This window comes from Achromobacter spanius, from assembly GCF_002966795.1.
Lineage (GTDB): Bacteria > Pseudomonadota > Gammaproteobacteria > Burkholderiales > Burkholderiaceae_B > Achromobacter > Achromobacter spanius_D.
Genome location: NZ_CP023270.1, coordinates 867,114 through 893,510 on the forward strand (window position 1 = coordinate 867,114; position 26,397 = coordinate 893,510).

Annotated in this window: 21 protein-coding genes, 1 tRNA gene and 1 pseudogene; 11 read left to right on the plus strand and 12 right to left on the minus strand. The window is 66.2% G+C overall.

The genetic code is table 11. From position 1 onward, the window contains the following. Window positions 1-80: 80 nt before the first annotated feature. Both CLM73_RS03910 and CLM73_RS03915 read left to right on the plus strand, forming a co-directional pair. Entirely contained in the window at window positions 81-1,877 is a 1,797-nt protein-coding gene (locus CLM73_RS03910; RefSeq protein ID WP_234015803.1) for a hybrid sensor histidine kinase/response regulator, read from the plus strand. Further along, the gene (locus tag CLM73_RS03915) at window positions 1,874-2,512 is read left to right on the plus strand and encodes a response regulator transcription factor (RefSeq protein ID WP_105237384.1); all 639 of its coding nucleotides are present in this window, start codon (window positions 1,874-1,876) and stop codon (window positions 2,510-2,512) included. Before CLM73_RS03910 ends, CLM73_RS03915 begins: the two co-directional genes overlap by 4 nt. On the opposite strand, the pseudogene CLM73_RS03920 reads toward CLM73_RS03915, so the two are convergent. The 3 genes and pseudogenes from CLM73_RS03920 to CLM73_RS03930 form a co-directional block, all read right to left on the minus strand. Beyond that, window positions 2,409-4,656: pseudogene (locus CLM73_RS03920) on the minus strand (peptidase domain-containing ABC transporter). The gene CLM73_RS03915 and the pseudogene CLM73_RS03920 overlap by 104 nt on opposite strands. Then, complete coding sequence (locus CLM73_RS03925) at window positions 4,653-5,900, minus strand: HlyD family secretion protein (protein ID WP_105237386.1); 1,248 nt, start codon at window positions 5,898-5,900, stop codon at window positions 4,653-4,655. The pseudogene CLM73_RS03920 and the gene CLM73_RS03925 overlap by 4 nt, the downstream one beginning before the upstream one ends. 77 nt (window positions 5,901-5,977) lie before the next feature. Next, entirely contained in the window at window positions 5,978-6,184 is a 207-nt protein-coding gene (locus tag CLM73_RS03930) for a hypothetical protein (RefSeq protein ID WP_105237387.1), read from the minus strand. 367 nt (window positions 6,185-6,551) lie between these two features. Here CLM73_RS03930 and CLM73_RS03935 point away from each other — a divergent pair, with 367 nt between their 5' ends. Further along, window positions 6,552-7,538 (plus strand): patatin-like phospholipase family protein, encoded by a 987-nt coding sequence (locus CLM73_RS03935; RefSeq protein WP_418904943.1) that lies wholly within the window; start codon window positions 6,552-6,554, stop codon window positions 7,536-7,538. A gap of 2 nt (window positions 7,539-7,540) precedes the next feature. Then, window positions 7,541-8,992 carry a GntP family permease gene (locus CLM73_RS03940; RefSeq protein WP_105237389.1) on the plus strand — a complete coding sequence of 484 codons (1,452 nt, stop codon included), beginning with the start codon at window positions 7,541-7,543 and terminating at the stop codon, window positions 8,990-8,992. Window positions 8,993-9,013: 21 nt separating this feature from the next. Here CLM73_RS03940 and CLM73_RS03945 read toward each other — a convergent pair whose 3' ends face one another. The 3 genes from CLM73_RS03945 to CLM73_RS03955 all read right to left on the minus strand — a co-directional run bounded on the left by CLM73_RS03945 (window position 9,014) and on the right by CLM73_RS03955 (window position 10,268). Continuing rightward, window positions 9,014-9,304: a ClpX C4-type zinc finger protein gene (locus CLM73_RS03945; protein ID WP_056569212.1), complete on the minus strand. Its 291-nt coding sequence runs from the start codon at window positions 9,302-9,304 to the stop codon at window positions 9,014-9,016. Window positions 9,305-9,411: 107 nt separating this feature from the next. Then, window positions 9,412-9,831: a hypothetical protein gene (locus CLM73_RS03950; protein ID WP_105237390.1), complete on the minus strand. Its 420-nt coding sequence runs from the start codon at window positions 9,829-9,831 to the stop codon at window positions 9,412-9,414. Continuing rightward, complete coding sequence (locus CLM73_RS03955; protein WP_105237391.1) at window positions 9,828-10,268, minus strand: Fur family transcriptional regulator; 441 nt, start codon at window positions 10,266-10,268, stop codon at window positions 9,828-9,830. The genes CLM73_RS03950 and CLM73_RS03955 overlap by 4 nt, the downstream gene beginning before the upstream one ends. Before the next feature lie 108 nt (window positions 10,269-10,376). Between CLM73_RS03955 and CLM73_RS03960 the strand changes: the two genes are divergently transcribed. Further along, entirely contained in the window at window positions 10,377-11,159 is a 783-nt protein-coding gene (locus tag CLM73_RS03960; protein WP_105237392.1) for a helix-turn-helix domain-containing protein, read from the plus strand. 24 nt (window positions 11,160-11,183) lie between these two features. On the opposite strand, the gene CLM73_RS03965 is transcribed toward CLM73_RS03960, so the two are convergent. Next, the gene (locus tag CLM73_RS03965; protein ID WP_105241374.1) at window positions 11,184-11,645 is read right to left on the minus strand and encodes a YkgJ family cysteine cluster protein; all 462 of its coding nucleotides are present in this window, start codon (window positions 11,643-11,645) and stop codon (window positions 11,184-11,186) included. 117 nt (window positions 11,646-11,762) lie between these two features. Between CLM73_RS03965 and CLM73_RS03970 the strand changes: the two genes are divergently transcribed. Continuing rightward, window positions 11,763-12,371, plus strand: a complete 609-nt coding sequence (locus CLM73_RS03970; protein WP_105237393.1) for a DNA-3-methyladenine glycosylase I — start codon at window positions 11,763-11,765, stop codon at window positions 12,369-12,371. Between the two features lie 24 nt (window positions 12,372-12,395). Here the strand turns inward: CLM73_RS03970 and CLM73_RS03975 are convergent, their stop codons facing one another. Beyond that, a complete protein-coding gene (locus CLM73_RS03975) occupies window positions 12,396-14,318 on the minus strand; it encodes an LTA synthase family protein (protein WP_105237394.1) in 1,923 nt (640 codons plus the stop codon). A 348-nt stretch (window positions 14,319-14,666) separates the two neighbouring features. Here CLM73_RS03975 and CLM73_RS03980 point away from each other — a divergent pair, with 348 nt between their 5' ends. After that, window positions 14,667-16,739 (plus strand): AsmA family protein, encoded by a 2,073-nt coding sequence (locus tag CLM73_RS03980; RefSeq protein ID WP_105237395.1) that lies wholly within the window; start codon window positions 14,667-14,669, stop codon window positions 16,737-16,739. Window positions 16,740-16,743: 4 nt separating this feature from the next. Here CLM73_RS03980 and CLM73_RS03985 read toward each other — a convergent pair whose 3' ends face one another. Together CLM73_RS03985 and CLM73_RS03990 are read right to left on the minus strand one after the other, a co-directional pair. Continuing rightward, the gene (locus CLM73_RS03985; RefSeq protein ID WP_105237396.1) at window positions 16,744-18,336 is read right to left on the minus strand and encodes a sensor domain-containing diguanylate cyclase; all 1,593 of its coding nucleotides are present in this window, start codon (window positions 18,334-18,336) and stop codon (window positions 16,744-16,746) included. 11 nt (window positions 18,337-18,347) lie between these two features. Continuing rightward, window positions 18,348-18,995, minus strand: coding sequence for a TetR/AcrR family transcriptional regulator (locus CLM73_RS03990; protein WP_105237397.1), 648 nt, complete (start codon window positions 18,993-18,995; stop codon window positions 18,348-18,350). A 114-nt stretch (window positions 18,996-19,109) separates the two neighbouring features. On the opposite strand from CLM73_RS03990, the gene CLM73_RS03995 reads away from it, so the two are divergent. From CLM73_RS03995 to CLM73_RS04005, 3 genes are all read left to right on the plus strand, one after another. Then, window positions 19,110-19,856, plus strand: a complete 747-nt coding sequence (locus CLM73_RS03995) for a 3-oxoacyl-ACP reductase family protein (RefSeq protein WP_105237398.1) — start codon at window positions 19,110-19,112, stop codon at window positions 19,854-19,856. A gap of 139 nt (window positions 19,857-19,995) precedes the next feature. Further along, window positions 19,996-20,071, plus strand: a tRNA-Lys gene (locus tag CLM73_RS04000). A gap of 100 nt (window positions 20,072-20,171) precedes the next feature. Then, entirely contained in the window at window positions 20,172-21,116 is a 945-nt protein-coding gene (locus tag CLM73_RS04005; RefSeq protein ID WP_105237399.1) for a metallophosphoesterase, read from the plus strand. Window positions 21,117-21,127: 11 nt separating this feature from the next. On the opposite strand, the gene CLM73_RS04010 is transcribed toward CLM73_RS04005, so the two are convergent. Then, window positions 21,128-23,041: a putative bifunctional diguanylate cyclase/phosphodiesterase gene (locus CLM73_RS04010; protein WP_105237400.1), complete on the minus strand. Its 1,914-nt coding sequence runs from the start codon at window positions 23,039-23,041 to the stop codon at window positions 21,128-21,130. Window positions 23,042-23,501: 460 nt separating this feature from the next. On the opposite strand from CLM73_RS04010, the gene CLM73_RS04015 reads away from it, so the two are divergent. Then, a complete protein-coding gene (locus CLM73_RS04015; RefSeq protein ID WP_105237401.1) occupies window positions 23,502-25,430 on the plus strand; it encodes a bifunctional metallophosphatase/5'-nucleotidase in 1,929 nt (642 codons plus the stop codon). 51 nt (window positions 25,431-25,481) lie between these two features. On the opposite strand, the gene CLM73_RS04020 is transcribed toward CLM73_RS04015, so the two are convergent. Further along, window positions 25,482-26,309, minus strand: a complete 828-nt coding sequence (locus CLM73_RS04020; protein ID WP_105237402.1) for a class I SAM-dependent methyltransferase — start codon at window positions 26,307-26,309, stop codon at window positions 25,482-25,484. Window positions 26,310-26,397: the final 88 nt, after the last annotated feature.

The following is a 26,397-nucleotide window of genomic DNA, read 5'->3' on the forward strand; positions in this document are numbered from 1 at the left end:
CGGCGCCCAGCCCTCCGCGTAGCGCCCCGCCCGCGTGGCGCCCCTGACCCGTGCAACCTGTCATCGGCCCGATTGCCTCTTTGCCCCAAGGATCCGTTTACGCGGCCCGCATCCAGCAGGTGCAGGTGGACGCGCTGCGCCGGAGTTTTCCGTTTGCGCTGGCCGGGTCGCTGATCACCGCCTGCTTTTCGGTCTTTGCGCTGCTGGACGTGCTGCCCCGCCAGCAGATCCTGCTGTGGATCGCCGTCACGCTGGTGGTCGGCGCGTTGCGCCTGCTGGCCATGCTGGTTTACGACCGCCGCCGCGCTGACCCCGCCGCCGCCCAAATCTGGCTGCGGCGCATGCTGGTCGGCAACTTGTGCTCGGGCATCCTGTGGGGCCTGCCGTTCGCGTACTGGACGTTCATCGTTCCGCTGGAATATCAGCTGTTCTTCATCGTCATCCTGTTCGGGCTGGGCACGGGCGCCATCTACTCGAATTACATGATGCTTCCGGTCATGTACGCCTTCGAGATTCCGGCCTTCGCGCCCATGTTCATCGCGCTGGCAGCGCAGCCGTCCGCCATCCATCTGGCGCTGGTGACCAGCGGCTTGGCCTACCTGGTCGCCACCCTGGCGTTCATCCACCGCATGAACCGCACGCATCTGGACGCCTTGCGGCTGGGCTATGAAAACCTGGCGCTGCTGGAACAGGTGCGGCAGGAGAAGACGGCCGCCGAACGCAGCGACCTGGAAAAGTCGCGCTTTCTGGCCGCTGCGAGCCATGACCTGCGCCAGCCGGTGCACGCGGTCAATCTGTTCCTCGGGCTGCTCACGAACGAGCGCCTGTCGCGGCATGGGCGATATCTGGTCGACAACATCGCCAGCGCGATGGCGGCGATGGGCCAGCTGTTCGATGCGCTGCTCAACCTGTCGCGGCTGGATGCCGGCGTCATCGAGACGCGCGTCGAGGCCTTTGCGCTGCAGCCGCTGCTTGAGCGCCTGCGCGCCGAGTACGCGCCCCAGGCGGGCGAGAAGGGAATCACGGTGCGTTTGCGCGCCTGCGCGGTCAGCGTGCGTTCGGACCCGGTCCTGCTGGAACGCATTCTGCGCAACCTGATCAGCAACGCCATCACGCACACGGCGGGCGGACAGGTGCTGATCGGCTGCCGGCGCGCCGGCGGGCGGCTGCGGATCGAGGTCTGGGACAACGGCCAGGGCATCCCGAAGCCGGAGCAGGAGCGCGTGTTCTGGGAATTCCATCAATTGGGCAACCCCGAACGCGATCGCAGCAAAGGCCTGGGACTGGGCCTGGCCATCGTGCGCCGCACGGCGCGGCTGCTCGGGCACGAGCTGTCGCTGCGCTCGCAGGAAGGGCGCGGCACGGTCTTTGCCGTAACGGTGCCTGTCGCGGAACGTGCGGCGTCCGAGCCGCCTGAGCGCGACCTGGGACCGGCCATGCCGCCGGTGGCTGCGTCCAGCGAGGGCCTGGAAGGCAAGCTGGTCCTGCTGGTGGACGACGATCCACAGAATCTGGCCGGCCTGTCCATGCTGTTCGAGAGCTGGGGCTGCCGGGTCATCGCCGCCACCAGCGGCAATGCGCTGATGGAGCGTGTGCTGCCGCTGGCCGAGTGTCCCGCGCTCATCGTCAGCGACTACCGCCTGCGCGACCACGAGACCGGCATCCACGTCATCGAAAGTCTGCGCGAGGAATACAACGATCCCGACCTGCCGGCCTTGCTGGTCAGCGGCGACACGGATCCGGCCCGGCTGTCCGAAGCCGCCGCCCGCGGGGTGCCGCTGCTGCACAAGCCCGTGCAGGTCCAGGCATTGCGCGAGCGCGTGGCCGGCCTGCTTCAGGCCACCCCTGTCCACCCCCTGACCGGAGACGCCGAATGACGGCAGTGCTATTGATCGACGACCATGCCATGTTCCGCGAAGCCCTGGTCATGGCGCTGGACGATGCGCTGCCCGACGTGACCATCCACCCGGCGGCGAGCGGCCAGGAGGCGCTGGACGTGCTGGACCGGCATGCCGCCATCCGCAACGTCATCATGGATTTCTATCTGCCCGACATCGCGGGCGCGGACCTGCTCAAGCGTCTGCGGGCGCGGCGGTCGCAACTGCGCGTGCTGGTGCTGTCGGCGTCGCAGGATCCCGAGGACCAGCGCCGCGCCATGGACGCGGGCGCGCATGGGTTCATGAACAAGTCCGCCAGTTGCCAGGAACTGGCGGCGGCGCTGCTGGCAATTGACGAAGCGCCGGCGCGAACCGTGCACACCGCGTCCGCCGGGCTTGCGGGCGCCGCGCAGGACGAGGCGGCGCTGCTGCGCGCGCTGACGCCGCGCCAGGGCGAGGTGTTGCGGCTGATGTGCGACGGGCTGCGCAACAAGGAAATCTCGGAACAGCTCAACATGACGGAGAAGACCGTCAAGACGCATGTGTCGGCCATTTTGGGCACGCTTGGGGTGCTGAACCGCACGCAGGCCACGCTGGTGGCGCGGCGCGGCGGCGTGTTCGGCAAGCCGGTTTAGGCCGGGACGAACGCCTCGCTGGCGCCTGCGCGCCGGCCGGTGTCCCGGAAGACCTTGCCGTCCGCCAGCATGATTTCGCGCGCGGCAGCGCCGATCGTGTCCGGCCGATGCGCGACGATCACGCGGGTCATCTCAAGCTTCGCGATGGCCGCGTTGACCGCACGTTCGCGGCCGATATCCAGATGGCTGGTCGCTTCGTCCAGGAACAGGACGGCCGGCCGCTTGTACAAGGCGCGCGCCAGCAGCACCCGTTGCTTCTGGCCGCCCGACAGCACGGTGCCCATGTCCCCCACCAGCGTGTTGTAGCCCATCGGCATGGCGCGGATGTCGTCGTGAATAGCGGCGATTTGCGCGCATTGGGCGGCGCGCTCGGCGTCGTACTGCGGATCAAAGAAACTGATGTTTTCGGCGAGGGACCCGGCAAAGAGTGCGTCGTCCTGCAACACGGTGCCCGCCATTCGACGCAGACTGGCCGCGCCCGCGCCCCGGACGGGCACCCCGTCGATCAGCACTTCGCCGTCCGTCGGCGCCAGCACGCCAAGCAGGATGTTGATGAGCGTCGACTTGCCGCCGCCCGACGGCCCCGTGATGGCGACGGACTCGCCGGGCTCGATCCTGAAGCTGATGCCGTCGAGCACGTAGGGGTCGTGCGGGCTGTAGCGAAAGCGCAGGTTGCGCGCTTCGATCAGGGGAGGGCGCACGGGCATCTCGTCCGCTTGCGGCATGTCCTCCGCAAGCTCGGGCGCCTGGCGCACGATGTCGGCCAGGCGCTCGCCCTGCAGCCTCAGCATCTTCACGTCGACCAGCTTGTCCAGAAGCGCCGCCACGCGCTGATCGAACAACGTCTTGTAGACGATGAAGGCGAGCAGGGCGCCCACGGTGAATTGACCGTCCAGCACGAGCCTGGCGCCCAGCCACAGGATGAGGATGGACGACAGGCCAAACAGCAGGCCGTTGCAGGTGCGAAAAAGCAGTGTCCACTTCTGCGTGCGCAGATCCGCATTAATTTCGTTCACCAGCAACGACAGCCACCGCGACCGCCGGTCGTCCTGATGCTGGAACAGCTTGATCGCCTTGATGCCGCGCACCGTTTCCAGAAAGTGAGTCTGTTCTTTGGCGGCGTGCACGATGTGCGCCTCGGTGGCATTGCGCAGCGGCGCATAGCCGCTCCAGCGCGCAATGCCGTAAAGCGCCATGGCCCCCAGCGAGATCCCGGCGAGAGGCGGACTGTAGAGGAACATCAGCGCCAGCGTGATGAGCATCACCAATCCGTCCAGCACGGCTTCCAGGAATGTGCTCGTCAAGGTGCGCTGGATCTCGTCCACGGCCCCGAAGCGCGACACCACATCGCCCAGGTGCCGTTTTTCAAACCAGGCGACCGGCAGGCGCAGCAGATGGGTGAAGACGTTTGTGCGCCATTGCAGGTTCAGCGTCGTGCTCATGACCATCAGCATCCAGCCTCGCGCGACCGAAGTGAGCTGCTTCATCACCATCAGCAGGGCGAAGGCCAGCGCCAAGGTGGTCAACAGGTCGCGGTCGCCCGTGTTCAACACGTGATCCACCACCCACTGCAGGAAGAAGGGCTGCACGACCGTCAGGATCTCGAGCGCCAGCGCCAGCAGCAGCACCTGCGAGCACGCCCCGCCCAGACCGCGGATGCGTCCCGTGAGTTCGCGCAGGCGCACAGGCCGGCTTTCGCGCGTCTCCTGGAACTGCGGCGTCGGCCATAGTTCAAGCGCGACGCCGGTGTAGGACGCGGACAGCTCAGCAAGGGTACAGGTGCGTCCCCCGCTTGCCGGGTCGATCAGGGTGGCCGAGCGCGCGTTGACGGCCGTCAGCACCACGAAGTGGTTGAATTCCCAATGCAGGATGCAGGGCAGCTTCAGATGGCCGAGGGTGCCCAGACCGGCCTTGACGGGACGCGCCGCCAAGGCAAGCTGGCCTGCCACCTGAATCAGTGTGGCGAGCGTCGCGCCTTTCATCGACACCGGAAAGCGTGTACGCAGGGCCGCAAGGCTCTGATGGTGGCCGTGATAGCCCGCAATCATCCCCACACAGGCCAAGCCGCACTCGGCTGCTTCGGTCTGCAGCAGCTGCGGCACGCGCCGCTTGAATCCGAGCGCCAGACGCTCCAGCGCGCTCATAGCTTTTCCGCCAGACGCATGGCCGGATCGAATGCCCATTGGTACAGCCGGCGCGTCTGCTGCAGCAGGTCGGCCTCCAGCCGCATGCCGGGCCGCAGCGCCAACTCCTGGCCTTGCGGGCCGTAGGCCGGCGTCTCCAGCGCCACCGTGATGCGGTAGACGGCCTCACCCTCTGGCGTAGCGTCCGCGGCGTCGTGGAGCTGCCATTCGGGCAAGGCGCTGCGCGCCACGTCCTGGACGATGCCGGTTTGCTGGCCATAGGTCTGATACGGATAGGCGGCCAGACGGATCAGCACCTTGTCGCCAGGCGCCACGAAACCGACCGCGCGGCTGGGCGCCAGCAGTTCGGCCAGCAGCTTCGCGCCGTCCGGAACGATCGTGGCAAGCGGCCGGCGGCTGTCGACCGCCTGGCCAGCGTCGGCCGTGGCGGCCGTGACCACGCCCGCGTGGGGCGCGGTCAGGACGGTCTGGCGCCGCGCCTCGTTTTGCGTCAGATCGACCGCCACGGCGGACAGTTCCCGGTCAAGTTGCGATAGCTGGTTCTGATGGCGCAGCGTCAGCTCGGCCAGCGTCTGCTCGTGCGTCGCAAGGGTGGTTGCCAGCCCGATGCGGTCGCGCAGCAGCGCTTGAAGCAGGTTGCGCTGCTCCAGGAGTTCAGCGCGCTTCTGATCGGTTTCCTCGGGCGACAGATACCCTTTATCCATCAGTTGCCGATAGCGCTGGGCGCTGTCCTGCGCGAGCTTGATGCGTTCGCGCTGGCCGGCGATCTGCTGGTCCATGGCGGCAAGTTGCGCCTTCAGGCTGGCGATGGCGGTGGCCTGGCTGCCGACTTCGCCTTGCTGCAGCAGGGCCGTCTTTTCGCGGGCCTCGCGCAGACTGTCGTGGCGCTGCCGGATCTGCGCGCTGATCGCCTGATGCGTGTCGCCCAACGCGCTTTGCTGGTCGCCCGACACCACATACAGCACCTCTCCCGCCGCCACGTGTTGGCCTTCCTGCACGCGGCGCTCGAGCACGACGCCCGGCTGCGGCACGTACAGCTTAAGCAGGCCCGCGTCCGGGGCTAGTTGGCCGCTCACGGTGGCGCGTTTGGTATAGGTGCCAAACGCCAGGAACAGGCAGACGGCCAGCGCGAAGCCTGCCAGAACCGCCGTCACAAGAGCGAAAGACACCGGCCGGATCAGGACGATGTCGCCCAGGCCGGAGATGCGTTGCGCGGCGAGCGCTTGGTCGCGGTAGAGCGGCACGGATCGGGAACGTGAGAGGCTTCGCGCCGCGGGGACGGTCCGGGTTTGGACGGCCCCCGCAATGCTCGTCAGTCAGATCAGCTCAAGAAAACCGATCTGACACCTGCCGTGCTGGGCGTTTTGACATTCGGCTTGAGCTGCGCGGCGTGCGGGTTGTAAGACGAAGCGCCCATGAAGCGGTTCGGGCCGTTTCCGCCGCTGACCTGGTTGATCTCGTCGGCGCTCATTGCTTCGATGCGGAACTCCGCGTCGCCTTGCTGAACGTGCTGGTCCATTTTTTCCATTGCTATCTCCTGCTGCGTGCCGGCGGAAAGAGCCGCGCCAACGTCGGCTGAGCGCCCCGCGGGCGGATCCTGCCGCGTGTGACACGCACCTTCAAGGCCGGGGGCTGGTTTGCTCGAGGCGGACAGTAGCAGCGGCCCGGTGCAGGCGCATCGGTCTTTGGTCGTAGACGGCGCGCGCGGCAGTTGGCGGCCTTCCGTTTTACAAAGCCATCGCGTATAACAGCCGAACGATATGTGCGCCGCAACATGGTTCATATCGCAGTCATCTGATCGTCCGCTCACCCCCAGCCTCCCCGCAAGGAGTTCCGCCGTGGCCCGATCCAAAGCGTCATCGACTGCCCGCGATCCTCTGTTGATCGATCTTGCCCTGCAAGGAGGAGGCGCGCACGGCGCGTTCACCTGGGGCGTGCTGGACCGGCTGCTGGAAGAATCCTGGCTTGGCATCGACGGCATTTCCGGCACCTCCGCCGGCGCCATGAATGCCGCCGTGCTGGTGCTGGGTCATGCGCGGGGCGGCGCCGACGGCGCCCGTGCCGCACTGGAGGACTTCTGGCGGCGCGTGTCCGATGCGGCGCGGTTCAGCCCGTTCCGCCGCAGCCCGCTCGATATCCTGATGGGCTCCTGGTCGCTGGATCATTCGCCCATGTTCATTGCGTTTGACCTGGCGTCGCGGGTGTTTTCCCCTTATGACCTCAGCGCCGCGGGGACCAATCCGCTGGCGGCCATCCTGCAGGACGTCATCGACTTCGACGAGCTGGCGCGCGCGCCCATCCATCTGTTCATTACGGCGACCAACGCGCGCACCGGGCGCGGCCGGGTGTTCAAGAATGCCGAGGTGAACGCCGACGTGCTGCTGGCCTCGGCCTGCCTGCCGACCATGTTCCGGGCAGTGATGATCGACGGCGACCCCTACTGGGACGGCGGCTACAGCGGTAACCCCACGATCACGCCGCTGGTGCGGGAGTGCCAGTCGCACGACACGATCCTCGTGCAGATCAATCCGGTCGAGCGGGCCGGGCTGCCCAGCAGCGCCCGCGAGATCATGAACCGCCTGAACGAAGTCACGTTCAACGCGTCGCTGTTGAAAGAGCTGCGCATGATCGCGCTGCTGCGCCAGGTGGCCGATCCCGGCAATGGCGAGGGCAGGATGTGGGCGGACATGCGCATCCATCGCGTCTCGTCCGAGCTGATGGTGGAACTGGGCTCTTCCTCCAAGCTCAATGCCGAATGGCCGTTTCTGTGCATGTTGCGCGACGAGGGCAGGAAAGCCGCCGACCGCTTTCTGGCCGAGCATGGCGATGACCTGGGCAAGCGGTCATCGCTGGATATCGACGAACTGCTGGGCGAGGTTTGACCATGGGACTCTTCGGCATCCTGCTCGCACTGGTACTGCTGATCGGGCTGGCGTACCGCGGCTGGAGCATCCTGCTGCTGGCGCCGGCGGCGGCCATGGTGACGGCGGCCGCCGCCGGGGAACCGCTGCTGGCCCACTGGACGCAGACGTTCATGGGCGGCGCGGCCGGGTTCGTGGCGCAGTTCTTTCCCTTGTTTCTGCTGGGGGCGCTGTTTGGCAAGCTGATGGCCGACAGCGGGTCCGTCACGGCGATTGCCGACGCGATGACGCGCAAGCTCGGCGCGCGGCGCGCCATCCTGGCGGTGGTGCTGGCCGGCGCCATCGTGACCTATGGCGGCGTCAGCCTGTTCGTGGCGTTTTTCGTGCTGGCGCCCATGGCGCACGCGCTTTTCAAGGCGGCCGGGATTCCGGTGCGGCTGATGCCCGCGGCCATCCTGCTTGGCACGTCCACCTTCACGATGTCCGCGTTGCCGGGCACGCCCGCCGTGCAGAACGCGATCCCCATGCCGTTCTTTGCGACCACGCCGTTCGCAGCACCCGGGCTGGGCATCATCGCCAGCGCGATCATGCTGGGCTTCGGGTTGTGGTGGCTGAGCCGTGCGGAAGCCTCGGCGCGGCGCGCGGGCGAGGGCTATGTCGCGCCGGCCGGTATGGCCGCCGACGTGTCCGACGATGTCCTGGTGCGCGAGCGCGCCACCGTCGCGCGCGAGTTCGATCCCGCCGAAATGCATCATGGCCAGCGCAGCCCCGACGCGCCGTCCACGCTGGTGGCCGCGGCGCCGCTCGTGGTCGTGATCCTGGTCAACCTGTTCATGACGCTGGTTGTTCTGCCGCGCATGGACACCGCCTGGCTGGCCGAGGCGCGATGGGGCGGCACCAGCCTGGCCGCGGTGGGCGGCGTCTGGTCGGTGATCACCGCGCTGCTGGCCGCGATTGCGGTGCTGGTGGTGTTGAACTTCCGGCGCCTGCCGTCGCTGCGCGACACCATGGATGCGGGCGTGAACGCGTCGGCGCTGCCCTTGCTGAGCGTCGCGAGCCTCGTGGGATTTGGCGCGGTGGTCGCGTCGCTGCCGTCGTTCGCGGCGGTGCGCGATTGGGTGCTGTCGATCGAGGGCGGGCCGCTGGTGTCGCTGGCCGTCGCCACCAATGTGCTGGCGGCGCTGACCGGGTCGGCGTCGGGCGGCCTGACCATCGCCCTGCAATCGCTGGCCGCGACGTACATGGAACTGGCCCAGACGCTGGGTATCGATCCGGCGCTGATGCACCGGGTGTCGGTGATCGGCGCGGGCACGCTGGACAGCCTGCCGCACAACGGCGCCGTGGTGACGCTGCTGGCGGTGTGCGGATCGACGCACCGGGACGGCTACATGAACATCGTCGTGGTGGGCATTTTGGGGCCCATCATCGGGCTGGCCGCCGTCATCGCGCTGGGCAGCGCGGTGGGGTCCTTCTGACGCCGTGCGGCGTGCCGCCGGTCAGGACAGCGTGCGCGCGGGCAGCGCCGCCGACAGATCGTTCAGGCTGAAACCGCAGCACCGCGCCCGCTCGGCCAGCGTTTCGCTCTGCGCCAGCGCGCGGCTGCTTTCGTCCAGCAGCACGTCCAGCTGCTCTTGCGGCGTGGCGGCCATCGCCCACGCGCGGTCGGCAAAGCGGACGGCGAACTGGTCCACACAGGTCTTGCAGATGGCCGCGCCGTTCTGCTCAAGCAGCGGCGCGCCCTGCGCGAGCGTCGATTGGCAAAACAGACAGGCGAGGGCGTGGTTCATGCGTCGGACGGCCGGTGCAAAAAGTGGACGATGGCGGCCGCGCGGATGGCGGCGCCTGTCATTGAACAACGGCTGCGCAGGCCCAGTCTTAAATCGCGATCCGGCCCTTAATCGACGTTGAAGCCGCCCGGCCCCGCCTGCCCCAGCAGTTCGCGGGCGCATTGGACCGCTTCGCCGGGTGTCGCGACCGCCAGGAACGGCAGGCCGAAGGCGCGGGCCATCTTTTCGCCGCGCTGGCGCAGCTTGTCGAGCCCGCTGGCGTCGCGCTCGACGGCGATGAACGCCCGGCAGCGCGCCCGCAGGCGCGGCATGTTGGCCGTCTGCCATTCGATCATGGCCTTGCGGTCCTCGTGCGCGGCCTCGTGCCGCGTGTCGGGCACCACCATGACGAAGCTGCGTGGGTTGTCCACCAGCAGCTCCATTTCGCGGATCCAGGCGGCCGAGTAGCCCAGCGGCGCGCCGCCGTGGCGGGCGGTGACGATGGGGAACTGCGACAGGTCGTGGAAGAAAAACTGATCGTGGTTCATTCGAAGGCTCCGTGGGGCAGGGCGGGATCGTCCTTGGCGCAGCCGCAGCTGCCGTAAAGCACCAGGCTGTAGGAATCCAGTTCGAAGCCGCTGCGGCGTGCGATCTTCCTGACCAGTTGTGCCATGGCCGGATCGCTGGACTCCCGGATCTGCCCGCAGCGCGTGCAGACCAGATGGTCGTGATGGCCCTTGTCGTTCAGTTCGAACACATTGGTGTGCGTATCGAGCTGGGTGCGTTTGAGCAGGCCGGCGTGCTCCAGTTGCGTGATCACCCGGTAAACCGTGGCCAGGCCGATATTGCTGTGATCCGAGATGAGGCGGCGGTAGATGTCCGCGGCGCTCATGTGCTCGTCTGCGTGGCGGTAGAAGATGTCCAGGATCTTCAATCGCGGGAAAGTGGCTTTGATGCCGGCGTCGCGCAGCCGTGTGTGGTCCATGTAAATTCTCCATCCGGGGGGCTGATACCCGGTTGATGAGAATGATGTACATTTTCAAATGGACCCGCTAACGGGAACCCGTCAACCTGTACCTCAAACCTGCCAACCATGCTTCAAGCGGCTTCCGCTCCCCCTCTGCCAGACGTCCTGCTGACGCCGTTCAGCTTGTGCAGGCGGCGGGAGTCCAAGGGAATCTCCGTGCCGGCGCACACCCACGCCGAGGGCATGCTGGTGCTGGTCCACGAAGGGCTGGTGATGGTGCAGTCGGGCGAGCGCGTGCTGACGGTGCTGCCGGGCAGTCTGGGATGGATTCCGCCCGGGGTGCAGCATGGCGCGCGCTGGTTCGGCGAGGCGCGCGGGTCATTCCTGCACGTGCACCCGGACATCTGCGGACGCCTGCCGACGAACTGCCGCGCGTGGCCGTCTTCCCGGCTGATCGAGGCGCTGGTCGAACGCTTTACGGAAGGCGGGTGGCAGGACGCGCCGCCGTCCTATCAGGCGCAGCTTTTCGATGTGCTGCTGGAGGAACTGCGGCAGCGCACCTTCGATGCGACCGCGCCGCTGCCGATGCCGGCCGATCCGCGTCTGCAGGACCTGGCCAACACGCTGCTGGATACGCCGGACGACACGGCGGGCATCGACGAATGGGCGCAGCGGCTGAACATGTCGTCGCGCACGCTGATGCGGCGTTTTCGCCAGGAGACGGGCGTGACGCTGGGGCAGTGGCGCCAGCAAGCCCGGTTGCTGCGGGCGCTGGAGATGCTGTTCCGGGGCGGATCGGTCACCCAGGCGGCGCTGTCGGTCGGGTATGAAAGCACCAGCGCGTTCATCGGCAGCTTCCGCACGGCGTTCGGCATGACGCCGACGCGGTATCTGGCGGATCGGGGGTAAGGCGGCTAGGGGGTGGTAACGCGGTCAGGCGGCGGCGGGCTGGTCAGGATGCACCGGGCCGTCCGGGTCGTTTTCCGCGTCCGGCCGGGGCGGCACCGGCGCCAGGCCAAGCGACAGCCGCAGGCGCTGGCAATCCGGATTGGGCGAGCCGTCCGGCATCCAGATGTCGAATTCGCGGCACGGCGTGGGCCGGCTTTCATAGATGTCGCAGTGAATGCCCGGCTTGCCCAGCTCGCCGCGCAGCGAAATGCAGCGTCCGCCGCCCATTTCCGTGCCTTTCATGCAGGCGCGCAGGGGGCTCATCTGGGTGACCAGGTCCAGCGGCACATGGCCGCCGTTCTCACCGGCCAGTTCACCGACGTAGAACGATACGCGAAAGTGCGCGCAGCAGGCGCCGCAGTCCAGACAGGGATTGGCGGACGGGTCGTCGGCGGCCAATACCGCGGGCGATACGAACGAAACGAGCGAGGTCAGTGGCAGGGACATGGGCTTGGGTCCGAAGGCCGGCAATATTATCTGGATTCGAGTTGCGGCCGCTACGACTTTTTTCAGGGACATTGCAGGTGTAGCATCGGTGCCCTATCAGCCCTGAGGAGCGCTTTCTTGTCCGCGAAAACCGATTTTCCAGATGGCCTGGCCCGTTGCGGCTGGGTGGACACGTCGGCCGAGTACATGGCCTATCACGACACCGAATGGGGCCGTCCCGAAGGCGACGACCGCGCGCTGTTCGAACAACTCTGCCTGGAAGGTTTCCAGTCGGGACTCAGCTGGCGCACCATCCTGAACAAGCGCGAGGCCTTCCGCCGCGGCTTCGCCAACTTCGATCCCGCAAAGCTTGCCACCTTCGGCGAACCGGAAGTCCAGGCGTTGCTGGCCGATGCGGGCATCGTGCGCCATCGCGGCAAGATCGAAGCCATGATCAACAACGCGGCCCGGGCGCTCGAAATGATCGACCGCGAAGGATCGTTGGCCGCGTATTTCTGGCGCTTTGAAGCGCCGCCTTCCAAGGTATCGACCTACGGCGCCTCGACGTCCGAACAGTCCGAGGCCCTGTCCAAGGCGCTCAAGAAGCTGGGCTGGAAGTTCGTGGGGCCTACCACGGTGTATGCCTTCATGCAGTCCGTGGGCATGGTCAACGACCACAGCCCCGGCTGCCATTGCCACGCCGTTATCGAGAAAAAGCGCAAGGCGTTCGTGCGGCCGGCGGGCTGACGCCTTTGCGCCGAACGGCGCGTGTCAGGCCGGGGGGCCGTTCTCCGGCCCGGTTTGCACCGGCGCCTGCCCCGGCAAGCTGTAGCGGCCCTCGCGGTAAGCCCAGCTTGGCCACAACGCATGCGCCAGCGCCTCGGTTGCCAGTTCGGGGTTCAGCGGCGCGGGGGCGTAGTCCTCGGGCGCGGTGTAGCGGTATTGCACCGCCGTCTTGTTGGGCGCCAGCACCAGCAGGTCGTCGCCCTTCAGATACCCGTAGGTGCTGTCGTACTGCATGATCGCGCGTCCCGGCGTGCTGCGCGTGAGGTCGTGCCCGATCATCGGGTGTTCGGTGTCCACGCCAATCAGCGACAGCAGCGTCGGCGGCAGGTCGATCTGGCTGACCAGGCGGTCGTCGCGGCGCGCTTCGACGCCGGCGCCCAGGATCACTGCGGGGATATGAAAGTGGCGCACCGGCACCAGGCTGGCGCCGAACACGCGCGAGTCGTGGTCCGCCGCTACCAGGAAGACGGTGTTTTCCCAATACGGCGACGCCTTGGCCTTTTCGAAGAAGCGGCCCAGCGCCCAGTCGGCGTACCGAACCGTGTTTTCGACCGTGGCGGGATTGCCGTCGGTCTCGATACGGCCGGCCGGATATTCCCACGGCGTGTGGTTGGACACGCTGAATGCCAGGGTGAAGGTCGGCTGGTCGCCGTCCTCGCGCAGCAGGCGGTCCAACTGGTTGAACATGTCCTCGTCCGAGGCGCCCCAGGTGCCAACGAACGCCGGGTCGACAAAATCGGCCCGGTCCACAATCTGCTTGAAGCCGTTGCCCAGGAAGAAGCCCTTCATGTTGTCGAAGTGCGACTCGCCGCCATAGATGAAGCGCGAGTGATACCCGTGGCGGCCCAGCAGATCCGCCAGCGAGAAGAACCCGCGCTGCGAACGCGGCAGCTTCAGCACCGCCTGCGCCGGCGTGGGCAGAAAGCCGGTGGTGACGGCTTCCAGGCCGCGTACCGAACGGGTGCCGGTGGCGTAGGCGCGCGTGAAGGTCCAGGCCTCGCGCGCCAGCGCATCCAGCTCCGGCGTCAGGTTGGCGCCGCCCAGCGCTGCGCTGTACTGCGCGCCCAGGCTTTCTTCAAGAATGATGACCAGGTTGAGCGGGCGATGCGTCTTGCGGGTGGCCGGCTGGCGGTGCAGGCTGGGGTAGTCCGGGTTCGGCGGTGGATAGGGCAGCCCGGACTGCACCAGCACCAGCGCGTGCATCTTGTCGTCGTCCATGCCGCCATACACGGCGGAGGCCGACTTTTCATTCTTCATGCTGTAGACCGCGTAGAACACGTTGTACAGCGAGTTCAACGCCAGGGTATTGAGCATCCCATCGGAGCTGTAGGCCACCGAAGACGGGTTGATCGGACGGTGGCTCAGCGTGCCGCGGATGGCCAGGATCACCACCGCCAAAATCGCCACGCTGGCAAGCGGCATCTGCCACCACGTCAGCGGCGCGTCGGGACGCGCATGGCCCAGCAGGGTCCAGGCGGCCCAGCCGATGACCGCCAGCGCGCCCAGCCCGCCCAGTAGCGCGCCCTTGTATCCGCGCCACAGCATCCCGGAAACCTCGCGCGGATGTTTCAGGTATTCGACAAACAGGCGATTGGGGCGGGAGTCGTATTCGATGATGAAGGGCGGCGTCGCCACTTCCAGAAACGCCAGCAGCACGAACGCCACGAGATACCAGCCGGCGGCGATGTCCGCCGCCAGGGGGATGTGGCCGAACAGCGGCGACAGCACGGCCGGCAGGGCCGCCAGCACCGCGATTTGATGCGCGTCGATGCGCAGTCCCCGCAGCAGCAAGGGCGCAAGACCGCCGGCGTTGCGCACGCGCTGCCATTGCCACAGCGCAAGTGCCAGGCGGCTGAACGTCAGCAGCGCGAACGCCGCCAACACGAATATCAAGGTTGAATGCCGCATCGGGCCTCCAGGTTGTCCTGCTTCACCGCCCGACTGGGGCGGATTCGATCATTTGGCATTGGAACCGCGCCGGCGTCAAAAATTCGGCGAAGGCTTGCGATATGGCTGCTTTTTGCCGTCCTCAGTCGTCTCTCTTTGTAACGGCGAAGTCGAAGCGCAGGCACGTGACTTGCTGCGCAGCCCGGCGGGCGTTCGTGTCGATGTCCAATTTGCACGGCGTGAGCGCCCGGAAAAATCCGCACACATTATGGCGTCGTTCCGTCCGACCGTCGCTGCAGGCCGCGATACCCTGGGGTAGTCAGTCCGGCCAGCGGTGTGCGGCCGGCAGCCAAGCCAAGGATAGTAACCATGACGCGCACAAGAAAAATCGCGATCGGGATTGTAGGGGGCATTGCCCTGGTGGTGGCGGTATTGGTGATCGTGATTGCCACCTTCGACTGGAACCGCGCCAAGCCCATGATCAATGAACGGGCCACCGCCGCCATGGGCCGCCCCTTTGCGATCAACGGCGACCTGAGCGTGCGATGGCAGCGGGAGGCGGGTGAAGGGGGCTGGCGGTCCTGGGTGCCATGGCCGCGCGTGGTCGCCAACGACATCACGATCGCCAATACGGAGTGGGGCAAGGCGCCGCATTTCGCCACGCTCAAGCGCGCGGAATTCAGCCTGTCGCCCTTGCCGCTGCTGGCGCAGCACGTGGTCATTCGCCACATTCAATTGACCGAACCGGCCGCCGACCTGGAGCGGCTGGCCGACGGCCGCGCCAATTGGGCCTTCACCCTGCCGGAATCGGGCGAGCCGTCGCCCTGGGTGCTGGACATCAACGAGATCGGATTCGACAAGGGGCGCGTCGGCTATGCCGACGACATGCTCAAGGCCGACCTGACCGTGCTGGTCGATCCGCTCGGCAAGCCCGTGCCGTTTGCAGACGTGACGGGTAAATCCTTCGTGCCCGAAGACGGTACGGCCCCGGCGCCGCGCGATTACGTGTTCGGCTGGAAGGTCGACGGCAAGTACAAGGGGCTGGCCACCAAGGGCGAGGGCAAGGTCGGGGGCATGCTGGCCATGAAGGATCCCAAGCAGCCGTTTCCCTTGCAGGCGGACGTGGCCATCGGCGGCACGCGCGCATCGGTCGCGGGCACGCTGACCGACCCCGTGAACCTGGGCGCGCTGGACCTGCACCTGAAACTGTCCGGCTCGTCCATGGCACAGCTCTATCCGCTGACCGGCGTGACGCTGCCGGATACGCCGCCCTACAGCACCGATGGCCATCTGGTGGCCAAGCTGCAGAACCCCGGCGGCGCGGTGTTCGACTACAAGAACTTCAACGGCAAAGTCGGCGACAGCGACCTGCATGGCGACATCACCTTTGCGTTGGGCGCGCCCCGGCCCAAGCTGACCGGCAAGCTGTCGTCCAAGCTCCTGCAAATGGCCGACCTGGGTCCGCTGATCGGCGTGCCGTCCGGCGGGGGCTCGAAGGCGGCCGTGGACAAATCCAAGGACGCGCCCGCCAAGCCCAAGGGCGGCAAGGTCCTGCCGACCCAGGAGTTCCGCACGGACCGCTGGCGCGACATGGACGCGGACGTCTCGCTGGACGCCGCGCGCATCGTCCATGACAGCAAGCTGCCGCTGTCCAAGCTGTCGGTGCACGTCATCCTGCAGGACGGCAAGCTTGCGCTGGATCCCCTCAGCTTCGGCATGGCAGGCGGCACCATGAACGCGACCGCGCGCCTGGACGGCTCGCGCGCGCCGCTTACTGGCCGCATCGACATGCACGCGCGCCGCCTGCAGCTCAAGCAGCTCTTTCCCGCGACCGAAGCCATGCAGAAGACGCTGGGCGAGCTGAATGGCGACCTGGCGATCAGCGGCACCGGCAACTCCGTGGCGGCATTGCTGGGCTCGGCGACGGGCGACGTCAAGATGCTGGTGAACGACGGCGTCATCAGCCGCAGCCTCATGGAGCTTGCCGGTCTGAACGTCGCCAACTACGTGGTCTCCAAGCTGTTCGGCGACGACGAAGTGAAGATCAATTGCGGCGCGGCGGACCTGGAATTGAAGAGCGGCGTGATGACGCCACGCATCTTTGTTTTTGACACCGACAACGCGTTGATCACCATCACCGGCACGGCCAATTTCAAGGACGAGACGATGGATCTGGACATCGATCCCGACAGCAAGGGGTTTCGCATCTTCTCGTTGCGCTCGCCGCTGTATGTGCGCGGAACATTCGGATCGCCCGACGTGGGCGTGCATGTCGCCCCGCTGGCGGCGCGCGGCGCGGGCATGGTGGCGCTTGGCGTGCTGCTGACGCCGGCGGCCGGGCTGCTGGCTCTGATCGCGCCCAGCGCCAACGACGAGAATGCGTGCGGGCCGCTGCTGGAGCAGATGCGCAAGCCGCCGAAGGCGCCGCCGCCCAAGAAGTAGGCGGTCAGCCCCCGGGCATCAGCCGGAAGCCGTCGGGCGCGGCCTCGTCGGCCGCGCACACCACATCGCGGCCGTGATTCTTGGCGTAGTAAAGCGCCTGGTCTGCGCGCTCGAATACCGCTTCAAGCGTGGCGCCCTGTTCCGGATAGTGCGCCACGCCGGCCGAGATGGTGATGGGGGCGGGCAGGGGCGTTGCTTCCGGGGAGGCCAGGCGCACGCGCAGCCGCTGCGCGATCGCGATGGCCGCCGCCATGCTGGCGCCCGGCAGCAGCATGACGAACTCCTCTCCGCCCGGCCGCGTCAGCACGTCATCGCTGCGCGATCCCTCGCGCATCACACCGGCCAGCGCCTGCAAGGCCTGATCCCCTGCAGCGTGGCCGTAGCGATCATTGATGCGCTTGAAGTGGTCGATATCGATCGCCACGATGGCCACCGGCGTGCCCTCGGCGCCCAGCAGCGCCAGCGCCTCGTCCATGCCGCGGCGGTTCAGCAACCCGGTCAGCGTGTCGGTCGTGTTTTCGCGGCGCAGGTCGCTGAGCTTGTGATGAAACGACGCCAGCCCCATCAGAAGCGCGCGCCGCAATTGCGCGGCCTCGAAATACCACGAGCGCACGGCACGGATGCGGTCCGCGGCATCCGGGTCCTGCATGCGCTTGGCAATGCTGGCCATCTGTCCCAACGGGCGCGCGATCCAGCGCGACAGCAGCCAGATCAACGCCACCGATAGCAGCAGCAGGGGCAGGGTGTTGCGGGCGGTGGCCATCAAAAGGTCCGCCAGCGGCGCCAGCGTGCTGTCCACCGGCCGCTGCGCGATGATGCTCCAGCCGGTGCTGGGCACGGGCGCAAAGCCTGCCAGCATGTCGCGGCCTTCATTGTCGATGAAGCGCCGCTCGCCCGTCTCGCCGCGCCGGGCCGCAGCGAAGGTTTCGTTGTCGGGGGCCGGCTTGCCAAGTAGGGCGCTGTTGGGGTGGTAGATCAGCGTGCCCTTGCGATCGATCACGTAGAGAAAGGAATCGTCGCGGTAGAAATGCTGGTCCAGCAGACGATCCAGCACGTTGTCCTCGTGCAGGTAAAGCGAGCCTGCGATAAAGCCGAGATAACGGAAATCGCGGGAAAAGATCGGTTGGGTGTAGAGGATCTGCCAGCGGCCGTTGCTGGCCTGAAACGGCTCGCTGATCGTGGGCTTGCGCGCGGCAAACGCCTGCTTTACCGCATCGCTGACCAATTGATGTCCCAGCAATTGCGGATACGACGGCGACACCGCCAGCACTTTGCCCTGGGGCGATGCGACAAAGCTGGAATTGAAAAGCCCCAGTTGCTGCTCCTGCCGCCGCGTTTCCTCGGCCATGCGTTCGGGGTGGCTTTCCATGTAGGCCAGTTCATCGGCGCTGTAGGAAAGATAGCGATGGATATCGTTGAGCAACGCATCGGTGGTCAACGCCAGCTTGGACGCATAGATGCGGTTCGTGTCCATGGCATTGCGCAGCAGCAGACCGCGCTGCACCAGATAGCTGGCATGCAGGCCGCCCGCAAGCACCACGACGACCGACAGCAGGCTGATCCACAGGATGAGACGCCGCAGGTCGACGCGGAACATGACGGTATCCGTCAGTTGCGGGCGCGGCCCGGTGGCACGCCGGAGGGCGGCGGGGCGTCGCAGATCAGGGCGTCCCACGCGCGCATCGCCTGCCGGGCTACCGCCTGCAAGGTCTTGCGGCTGGCGCCGTCGCGCGCCTGGATGGACATGCCATGCAGCACCGTCGTGTAGAACGCGGCCAGCCCCTTCAGATCTGTCCCGGCGGGCAATTCGCCTTGCGCGGCCCCCGCGTTCAGACGTGCGAGGATGCGGCTTTGCATCTCGCGCCGGTTGTCTCCCAGAAAATTCCCCACGCCGGGCTGGTTGTCGCAACCCGCAGGTGCGCCCAGGACGATCATGCAACCGGGTGGCAGGCCAGGGGCCGTGAAACGTTCGGCCGACGCCAGCAGCATGGCCTGCACCGCATCGCGCGCCGTCGGCGCCGCCAGCAGCGCGCGCCGCGCCGAGCCGCCTTCGGTCTCGCGGTAGAGCTCGACGGCTTCGCGGAAAAGGCCTTCCTTGGAACCGAAGGCGCCATAGAGGCTGGGCGAGTTGATGCCCATCGCTTCCGTCAGATCGGTCAGCGATGCCCCTTCATATCCCTTCGACCAGAAAACTTCCATGGCCTTTTGCAAGGCCTGGGCACGGTCGAAGTTCCGCGGGCGCCCACGTTCAGCCATGCCCGCGATTTTACTCGTGTCGCCTATTTTGTGTTGATCGATAAAAAATTGTTGACCGCGCCGCAATGGCCCGGCGATGATATTTGTACCGATCACTACAAAACGAGGTTGACCATGCAGAACTTGAACGGAAAAGTGGCGTTCGTCACGGGCGGCAGCCGAGGCATCGGCGCCGCCATTGTTCGCCGCCTCGCCGCCGACGGCGCGGACGTGGCCTTCACCTATGTCAGCGCATCGTCGGCCGCACCCGCCCAGGCGCTGGTGCAGGAATTGACGGCGCAAGGCCGCCGCGCCAAAGCCATCCAGGCCGACTCCGCGGACGCCGACGCTGTCAAGCGCGCAGTTGAAGTCAGCATCCGCGAGCTTGGTCCTATCGACGTGCTGGTCAACAACGCCGGCATTTTTCTGGCCGGGCATGTTGCGGACACCAGCCTGGACGACTACGAGCGGACGATGGACATCAACGTGCGAGCGCCTTTCGTCGCCATCCAGGCGGCTCAGGCCTCGATGCCGGATGGCGGCCGCATCATCAACATCGGCAGTTGCCTGGCGCCTCGCGCGGGCCGCGCGGGCGTTGCGCTGTATGCAGCCAGCAAGTCTGCGATGGTCGGACTGACGCAAGGACTGGCGCGCGATCTGGGATCTCGCGGGATCACGGTGAACGTCGTGCACCCGGGACCCATCGACACTGACATGAACCCGGCCGATGGAGACCGCGCGGCTGATCTGGTGGCAGTGCTGTCCTTGCCTCACTATGGGGAAGCGCGCGACATCGCGGGGATGGTCGCATTCCTGGCAGGACCGGAAGGACGCTATGTCACGGGCGCGAGCTTGGCCGTCGATGGCGGGTACGCGGCCTGATGTGGTCGTTTCTAAAACTTTTTCGCAACCCGACTTGCACAAACAAAAAAAGCCCCATATAATCTTTCTTCTTCGCAGCACACACATAACGAAACGCTACAGCGGCAACGCAGCAGCAGATCAAAGTGAGTGACTCGCAGGGCTGTTAGCTCAGTTGGTAGAGCAGCGGACTCTTAATCCGTAGGTCGAGTGTTCGAGCCACTCACAGCCCACCAGAATTCTCTAGTAGTATCAAGCGCTTAGCCCACCGGAAACGGTGGGCTTTTTGCGTTCTACTGCCTGAAAATCGGCAGAGGACGGCATGGAGGAAGACGCATGTACGACATCATCGGCGACATCCACGGCGAAGATCTGAAGCTTGAGGGGCTGCTGCGTTGTCTCGGCTATGTGCCGGCGGGCAAAGGGTACAAAGCCCCCCAAGGCCGGCAGGCAGTATTCCTTGGCGATCTGGTCGATCGAGGCGCCGGACAGCGCCGTGTCCTGGAAATCGTCCGCGCCATGATGGATGACGGCCAGGCCTTGTGCGTCATGGGCAACCACGAATTCAACGCCATCGGTTACGCCATCGAAGATCCTCAACATCCCGGCGAGTTCCTGCGACCCAATCGTGGCGATACGGCGACGTGCCGGAAGAACCGCAAGCAGCACGGCGCCTTTATCGATCAGATAGGTGAAGGCAGCCGGGAGCATGCCGCCTGGGTCGCCTGGTTCCGCCAATTGCCGCCCTGCATGGACTTGGGCGGGATTCGCGTTGCGCATGCGTGCTGGGACGATCGTGCCGCCAAAGCGTTGGCGGATGCGGGTTGGGTGCACGGCAAGCCATTGGATGACGCCATGCTGGTGGCGATGCATCAACAGGGCACAGAGCTGGAGCAAGCCAGAAAGCTGCTCACGTCAGGAATGGAATTGGCATTGCCTGACGGCCGCTACATCGAGGACAAGGAGGGCCACCGCCATCACCACGTGCGGCTTGCCAATTGGCGCGATTGGGCCAGTGCGTTGCATGAGGTCGCCTTGGTGCCGGCTGGCCAGGAGGAGCAGATTCGCGGTCTGGCATTGCCCGAGGGCTTTTGCCGCACGCCCCTCTCCGGCGCGCCCGTTTTCATCGGCCACCATTGGTTCAAGGGGCAGCCCAAGATCGAGAGCGGCAAGCTCGCCTGCCTGGACTGGTCGGCCGCAGCCGGCGGTCCGCTGGTGGCGTACCGCTGGGATGGCGAAGACACGCTGTCCAACGGAAAGCTGGTCTGGGAAAGGGAATAGCGCTGCGGCCTTCAAGCCATGATCCGCAGCGCCGTCGCGATCCCGAATGTCTGCGCAAACTGCTGCGCCGCCATCGGCTTTCCGAACAGATACCCCTGACCCTCTTCGCAATGCTCGGCCTGCAGCCGTTCGCGTTGCTCGTCGGTTTCGATGCCTTCGGCGATGGTGTTCAGGTCAAAGCTGCGCGCCACATCCAGAATGGCGCGGACCACCGTGGCGTCCTGGTTGGATTCCAGAATTCCGCTGACGAACGAGCGGTCGATCTTGATGCGCGTGATCGGATGCGTCTTCAAGAGACTGAGCGACGCATACCCCGTGCCGAAGTCGTCGAACGAGATGCCCACGCCCTGGCCGCGCAGGCGCTGCAGCGTTTCCAGGACCGTATCGTCGCTGTTCAGCACGATGTTTTCGGTGATCTCCAGTTCCAGGGCCTCGGGCGGCAGGCCGTGCCGGGCTAGCGTTTGCGCGACTTCGGCCGCCAGGTCGCCCTCGCGGAATTGCACGCTGAAGAGGTTCACGGCGATACGGAAATCGTGCAGACCGCTGCGTCGCCAGAACGCGGCCTGGCTGCACGCTTCGTTCAGCACCCATGAGCCGACCGTGCCCGCCAAGGGGCCGCCTTCCAGCGACGGCAGAAAGACGCCTGGCGCCAGCAGGCCCAATTGGGGATGGCGCCATCGCAACAGCGCCTCGGCGCCGGTCAGTGAGCCGGTCGCCAGATTGATCTGCGGCTGATAGAAGAGCAGGAATTCGCCTTTGGCGACCGCGCGGTGCAGCTCCATGCCGTACAGGCGCCGCGCCACGGCTTCCAGGCGCAGGTTGGGGGCGAAGACGAATATGCGGCCGCGGCCGACCGCTTTGGCTTTGACCAAGGCGAGATCGGCGTTGCCCACCAGTTCCAGCGCTTCGTGCGCATGCAGCGGGGCCAGGGCCACGCCGCAGCTCGCGGTCAGGCGCAGCTCCTGGCCCTGGATCGATATGGGTTCGGCAATGCGTGTCAGCGCCTGTTGCGCCAGTTCCGTTGCCTGTTTCAGGTCGCCGACCTCGTGCTGCAGGATGGCGAACTCGTCGCTGCCCAGGCGCGCGACCGTGTCGCAGGGGCCCGCAGTGCCGTCCAGGCGCGCCGCGAGTTCCCGCAGGATCGCGTCGCCGACCGCATGGCCCATCGTGTCGTTGATGTCCTTGAAGCCGTCCAGGTCCAGCATCAGGATGGCGGCGGCGCACGGATGCGCCAGCACGTCTTCCACGCGGCGGTAGAAGACTCCGCGGTTGGCCAGGCCCGTCAGCGGATCGAAACCGGTCAGTTTGCGCGCGTCGTCGTCATGGCGCTTGTGGGGGGGAGTGGGGGCGGGCCGTTGCGCAGGTGAGTGATTCGTTCTCTGTCCGGCCGCTGGCAGCTTCGCCCGCGCGCGGGCGCGCTCGGCGCTGACTTCAACACGGCGCAGTTCCAGCCGGTCGGACGCCATGCGGGCCAGCTCGCGCAGGCGTTCCTTGTCGTCCTCGCTGAAATCGGCGTGGGGTTCGGTGTCAATGACGCACAGCGCGCCCAGCGGATGGCCGTCCGGTGAATTCAGCGAAACGCCGGCATAGAACCGGATGCTGGCCGGACCCGAGACGAGGGGATTGTCGTGGAAGCGTTCATCGAGGCGCGCATCCGGCACGACCATAACGTCGTCCTGCAAGACCGCATGGGCGCAGAAAGAGACGTCACGGCGCATATCGGTGTCGCCGACGCCTATGCTGGCCGCGAAAAACACATGGTCGCTGCCGACCATGTTGATGGCCGACACCGGCATGTTGAACATGCGCGATGCAATGCGCACGACCGGGTCCAGGCTGGGCAGCGGATGCTGCGGATCCAGCCCGTATTCCGACAGGGCGTGCAGCCTCTCGGTTTCGGTCGGCAAAGGTGGGGGGCATTTCATCTACAGCCTCCTTTCTATTTCTCCTTGTGCTGCGCCGTCTGGTTCCCCCGGCGTTTCGCGGTCAAGCCGCGCAACTGCCCATCGCTTCGCCGCCGCGCCGCCATTGCCGACCACGCGGCGGGTGATGTCGCCGATCAATACGTGTTTGTGATGCGTTACAGCGAAACCGACGCCACATTTGCCGGAGGCGTCGGCGGAAGAACCAGTATTGAAGTGTGGCGCGGCTGAAAAATTTTGGAAGATAAATCTGTAACTGAATATTCCGACATGTGAATTTATCGGACGAAGCTTCGGCCTTCCCTTCGCCACACCCGTTACACCAGTCACGCGTCAAAAGCATGTCCGAGCGCTAAAAATCGACCATTTTCTTGCGCGGAAGGTTTTCAGCTTGCATTCATCGTTGCGTCATACGCGGCAAACAGAATTCGGGCCTCGATCAGCCTCCACGGGAAAAAGGAAAATGAAGCACTGGAATCGGAATGCGCTGGCCTGCGCAGTGATGAGCGCAATGGCACTGCTTGCCGGCTGCGGCGGCGACAACGACAACGACAGCGACCACGAAACGCCGCCCGTCACCGAACCTCCCGCGCAGGCCCGTCCGCTGGAACTGACGATCCTTCACATCAATGACCATCACTCCACGCTGGACGGCAAGGACCGCACGCTGACCCTGAAGAACGCGGCCGGGGCCGATACCGAAGTGACCGTGTCCGCCGCCGGCATGCCGCGCGTGAAGGCCGCCATCGACCAGCTGGCCGCGAATTCGCCGAACGTGCTGAAGCTGCACGCGGGCGACGCCCAGACCGGCACGCTGTACTTCAACCGCGCCGGCGCGCCGGGCGAGGCCGATGCCGCGCTGATGAACACGGTCTGCTTCGACGCCATGGCGGTCGGCAATCATGAGTTCGACAAGGGCGACGACGGCCTGAAGCGCTTTGTGGACTTCCTGCATGCCGGCGCCTGCCAGACGCCGGTTCTGAGCGCGAACGTCAACTTCGGCGCGAGCTCGCCGCTCAAGGGCACCGACCTGATCAAGCCTGCCATCGTGGTGGAACGCGATGCGCAGAAGATCGGCATCGTCGGCCTGACCATCGCCAGCAAGACCAAGGAATCGTCGAGCCCCAACGCGGATACGACGTTCACGGACGAAGCCGTGGCGGCGCAGGCGCAGATCGACGCCCTGCGCGCCAATGGCGTCAATAAGGTGATCCTGCTGAGCCACATCGGCTACGGCTATGACAAGGAAGTGATTGCCAAGCTGAGTGGTGTCGATGTCGTGGTGGGCGGCGATTCGCACACGCTGTTGGGCCCAGACTCGATGAAGACGATGGCGGTGGGCACGCCGGGCGGCGCCTATCCGACCCGTCTGGCCGACAAGGACGGCAAGCCGGTCTGCCTGGTGCAGGCCTGGGAATACTCGCAAGTCGTGGGCGAACTGAAGGTCAGCTTCGATGCCAACGGCGACGTGACGAACTGCGCCGGCACGCCCCACGTGCTGATCGACACCGACTATCGCGTCAAGTCGGGCAGTGCTCTGGTGGCGGCCTCCGATGCCGATCGCGCCGCCTTCAAGGCCGGGGTCTCGGCCAGCGGCTTCCTGCGCGAGCAGACGCCGGACGCCGCCGCGCTGTCGGTGTTGCAACCGTTCAAGGCCAAGATCGACAGCTTCAGCAAGACGAACGTCGCCCAGGTGCCGCTGGAACTGTGCTTCCGCCGCATTCCGGGTCCCACGCCGGCCAGCAACGCGGCCAGCCCCGCTTGCGAGAGCGAAGGCAACGTCGCGCTGCGCGGCGGCGACATTCAGCAGTTGGTGGCGCAAGCCTATCTGGACGTGGCCAATGCCGAATACGGCGGGGCCGACATGACCCTGCAAAGCGGTGGCGGTGTGCGCCGCGCGCTGAACGGCACTGTGACGGCGGCCGACGTGATCGCCGTCGTGCCCTTCGGCAACATGCTGTGGCGCCTGGATCTGACCGCCAACGAGGTCAAGTCCATGATCGAGGATGGCCTGGACGCCACGTACAAGCCGGGCGGCAAGGACGGTCCTTACCCCTACGCCGCGGGCCTGCGCTGGGACGTGACCGCCTCCAACGCCAAGGGTAGCCGCGCCAGCAACTTCCAGTACCTGGACCAGGCCACCAACACGTGGCTGCCGCTGGACAACGCGCGCACCTATCGCCTCTTCGTGCTCAGCTTCAATGCGACCGGCGGCGACGGCTACACGACGCTGGCCAACGTGCCGGCCGAGCGCCGCTCGGACATCGGTGTGCTGGATGCGGATGTGTTCCAGGCCTACATCGACATGCAGACCAAGGATTCGGGTACCGGTCTGCCGGTCCTGAACCGCATCGACAACGACCGGTACAGCACGCATAACTGGCTGCCGTAATGGTCAGCCCGGCACGCCAGGAGTCCGCTCCTGGCGTGCCGGGCGGCATGTTCAATCCTGCACGGTCAGGCCGTATACCGCATAAAGCGGAACCCCCGTCAGTACCTTGAACACCGGCTGCATCAGCCGATAGAACGGGTTGAACCCGCGCATCACCTCATCGTGCCGTTGCAGGCGCAGCCGCGCGTGCGGCCGAGTCAGATCGGCGAGCTTGCGCGGTCCCCAGCGGAACTGCGCATCGGTCTTGCCGACCGAGGGATGGCGGTCCGCGCGGCCAACTGCAAGCCAGCACATCACGTCGAACGTCAGTATCGAGCCGGCAGGCGCGCGTTCGCCGAAGGTCGCAAGCACCTGCGCGACGGTGGCGGGATCCAGATACATGAAGACGCCTTCGCTCATCAGGAAGACGGGCTCGGCGTCGCGCGTGGCGGGCAGCCCCAGCGCATCCCACCAGTCCGCATCGTTCAGATCCAGCTCGACGAGCTGCTGCCGCGCTTGCGGCGGAGGCAGAATGCGCCGGCGCAAGGCGACGACCTCGGCAAGGTCTGCATCGGTCATGCGAAGCTCGCCATTGTCGATCCACTGCAGATACTGGCTCAAACCGCAGCCCAGGTTGACCACGTGGGCCGCGGGCGTGCGGGCGACGAAGGCCTGCGCCTGTTCGCAAAAGCGCCTTGTGCGGGCCAGCACGCCGTACACGCTTTGCCGGTCACGCAGCCAGGTCTGCCCGTTGTCGCCCATCAGCCGCAAGGCGTCGGCGGCGTAGCGGTCTTCAGCCGCCAGCTGTGGAAACAGCGTGCCGCCCAGGGCGCGGGCAGCGAGCGGGATACGCAGGGTGGAAGGAACGGCGGACAGCGCGGGAAGGGAGGTTTGAGTCATCGGCAATTTCCTGTGAAAGCCAGAAGCGGCTACAGGAAAGGCCGTGGCGCGAGGCGGGCGCACCGGTGCAAGGAATGCCACTCATCGC

Coding starts and splice junctions, on each gene's coding strand:
- CLM73_RS03915 (WP_105237384.1), top strand. CDS start 1,874: ATGACGGCAGTGCTATTGATCGACGACCATGCCATGTTCCGCGAAGCC.
- CLM73_RS03930 (WP_105237387.1), bottom strand. CDS start 6,184: ATGGAAAAAATGGACCAGCACGTTCAGCAAGGCGACGCGGAGTTCCGC.
- CLM73_RS03940 (WP_105237389.1), top strand. CDS start 7,541: ATGGGACTCTTCGGCATCCTGCTCGCACTGGTACTGCTGATCGGGCTG.
- CLM73_RS03945 (WP_056569212.1), bottom strand. CDS start 9,304: ATGAACCACGCCCTCGCCTGTCTGTTTTGCCAATCGACGCTCGCGCAG.
- CLM73_RS03950 (WP_105237390.1), bottom strand. CDS start 9,831: ATGAACCACGATCAGTTTTTCTTCCACGACCTGTCGCAGTTCCCCATC.
- CLM73_RS03955 (WP_105237391.1), bottom strand. CDS start 10,268: ATGGACCACACACGGCTGCGCGACGCCGGCATCAAAGCCACTTTCCCG.
- CLM73_RS03960 (WP_105237392.1), top strand. CDS start 10,377: ATGCTTCAAGCGGCTTCCGCTCCCCCTCTGCCAGACGTCCTGCTGACG.
- CLM73_RS03965 (WP_105241374.1), bottom strand. CDS start 11,645: ATGTCCCTGCCACTGACCTCGCTCGTTTCGTTCGTATCGCCCGCGGTA.
- CLM73_RS03975 (WP_105237394.1), bottom strand. CDS start 14,318: ATGCGGCATTCAACCTTGATATTCGTGTTGGCGGCGTTCGCGCTGCTG.
- CLM73_RS03980 (WP_105237395.1), top strand. CDS start 14,667: ATGACGCGCACAAGAAAAATCGCGATCGGGATTGTAGGGGGCATTGCC.
- CLM73_RS03985 (WP_105237396.1), bottom strand. CDS start 18,336: ATGTTCCGCGTCGACCTGCGGCGTCTCATCCTGTGGATCAGCCTGCTG.
- CLM73_RS03990 (WP_105237397.1), bottom strand. CDS start 18,995: ATGGCTGAACGTGGGCGCCCGCGGAACTTCGACCGTGCCCAGGCCTTG.
- CLM73_RS03995 (WP_105237398.1), top strand. CDS start 19,110: ATGCAGAACTTGAACGGAAAAGTGGCGTTCGTCACGGGCGGCAGCCGA.
- CLM73_RS04005 (WP_105237399.1), top strand. CDS start 20,172: ATGTACGACATCATCGGCGACATCCACGGCGAAGATCTGAAGCTTGAG.
- CLM73_RS04010 (WP_105237400.1), bottom strand. CDS start 23,041: ATGAAATGCCCCCCACCTTTGCCGACCGAAACCGAGAGGCTGCACGCC.
- CLM73_RS04015 (WP_105237401.1), top strand. CDS start 23,502: ATGAAGCACTGGAATCGGAATGCGCTGGCCTGCGCAGTGATGAGCGCA.
- CLM73_RS04020 (WP_105237402.1), bottom strand. CDS start 26,309: ATGACTCAAACCTCCCTTCCCGCGCTGTCCGCCGTTCCTTCCACCCTG.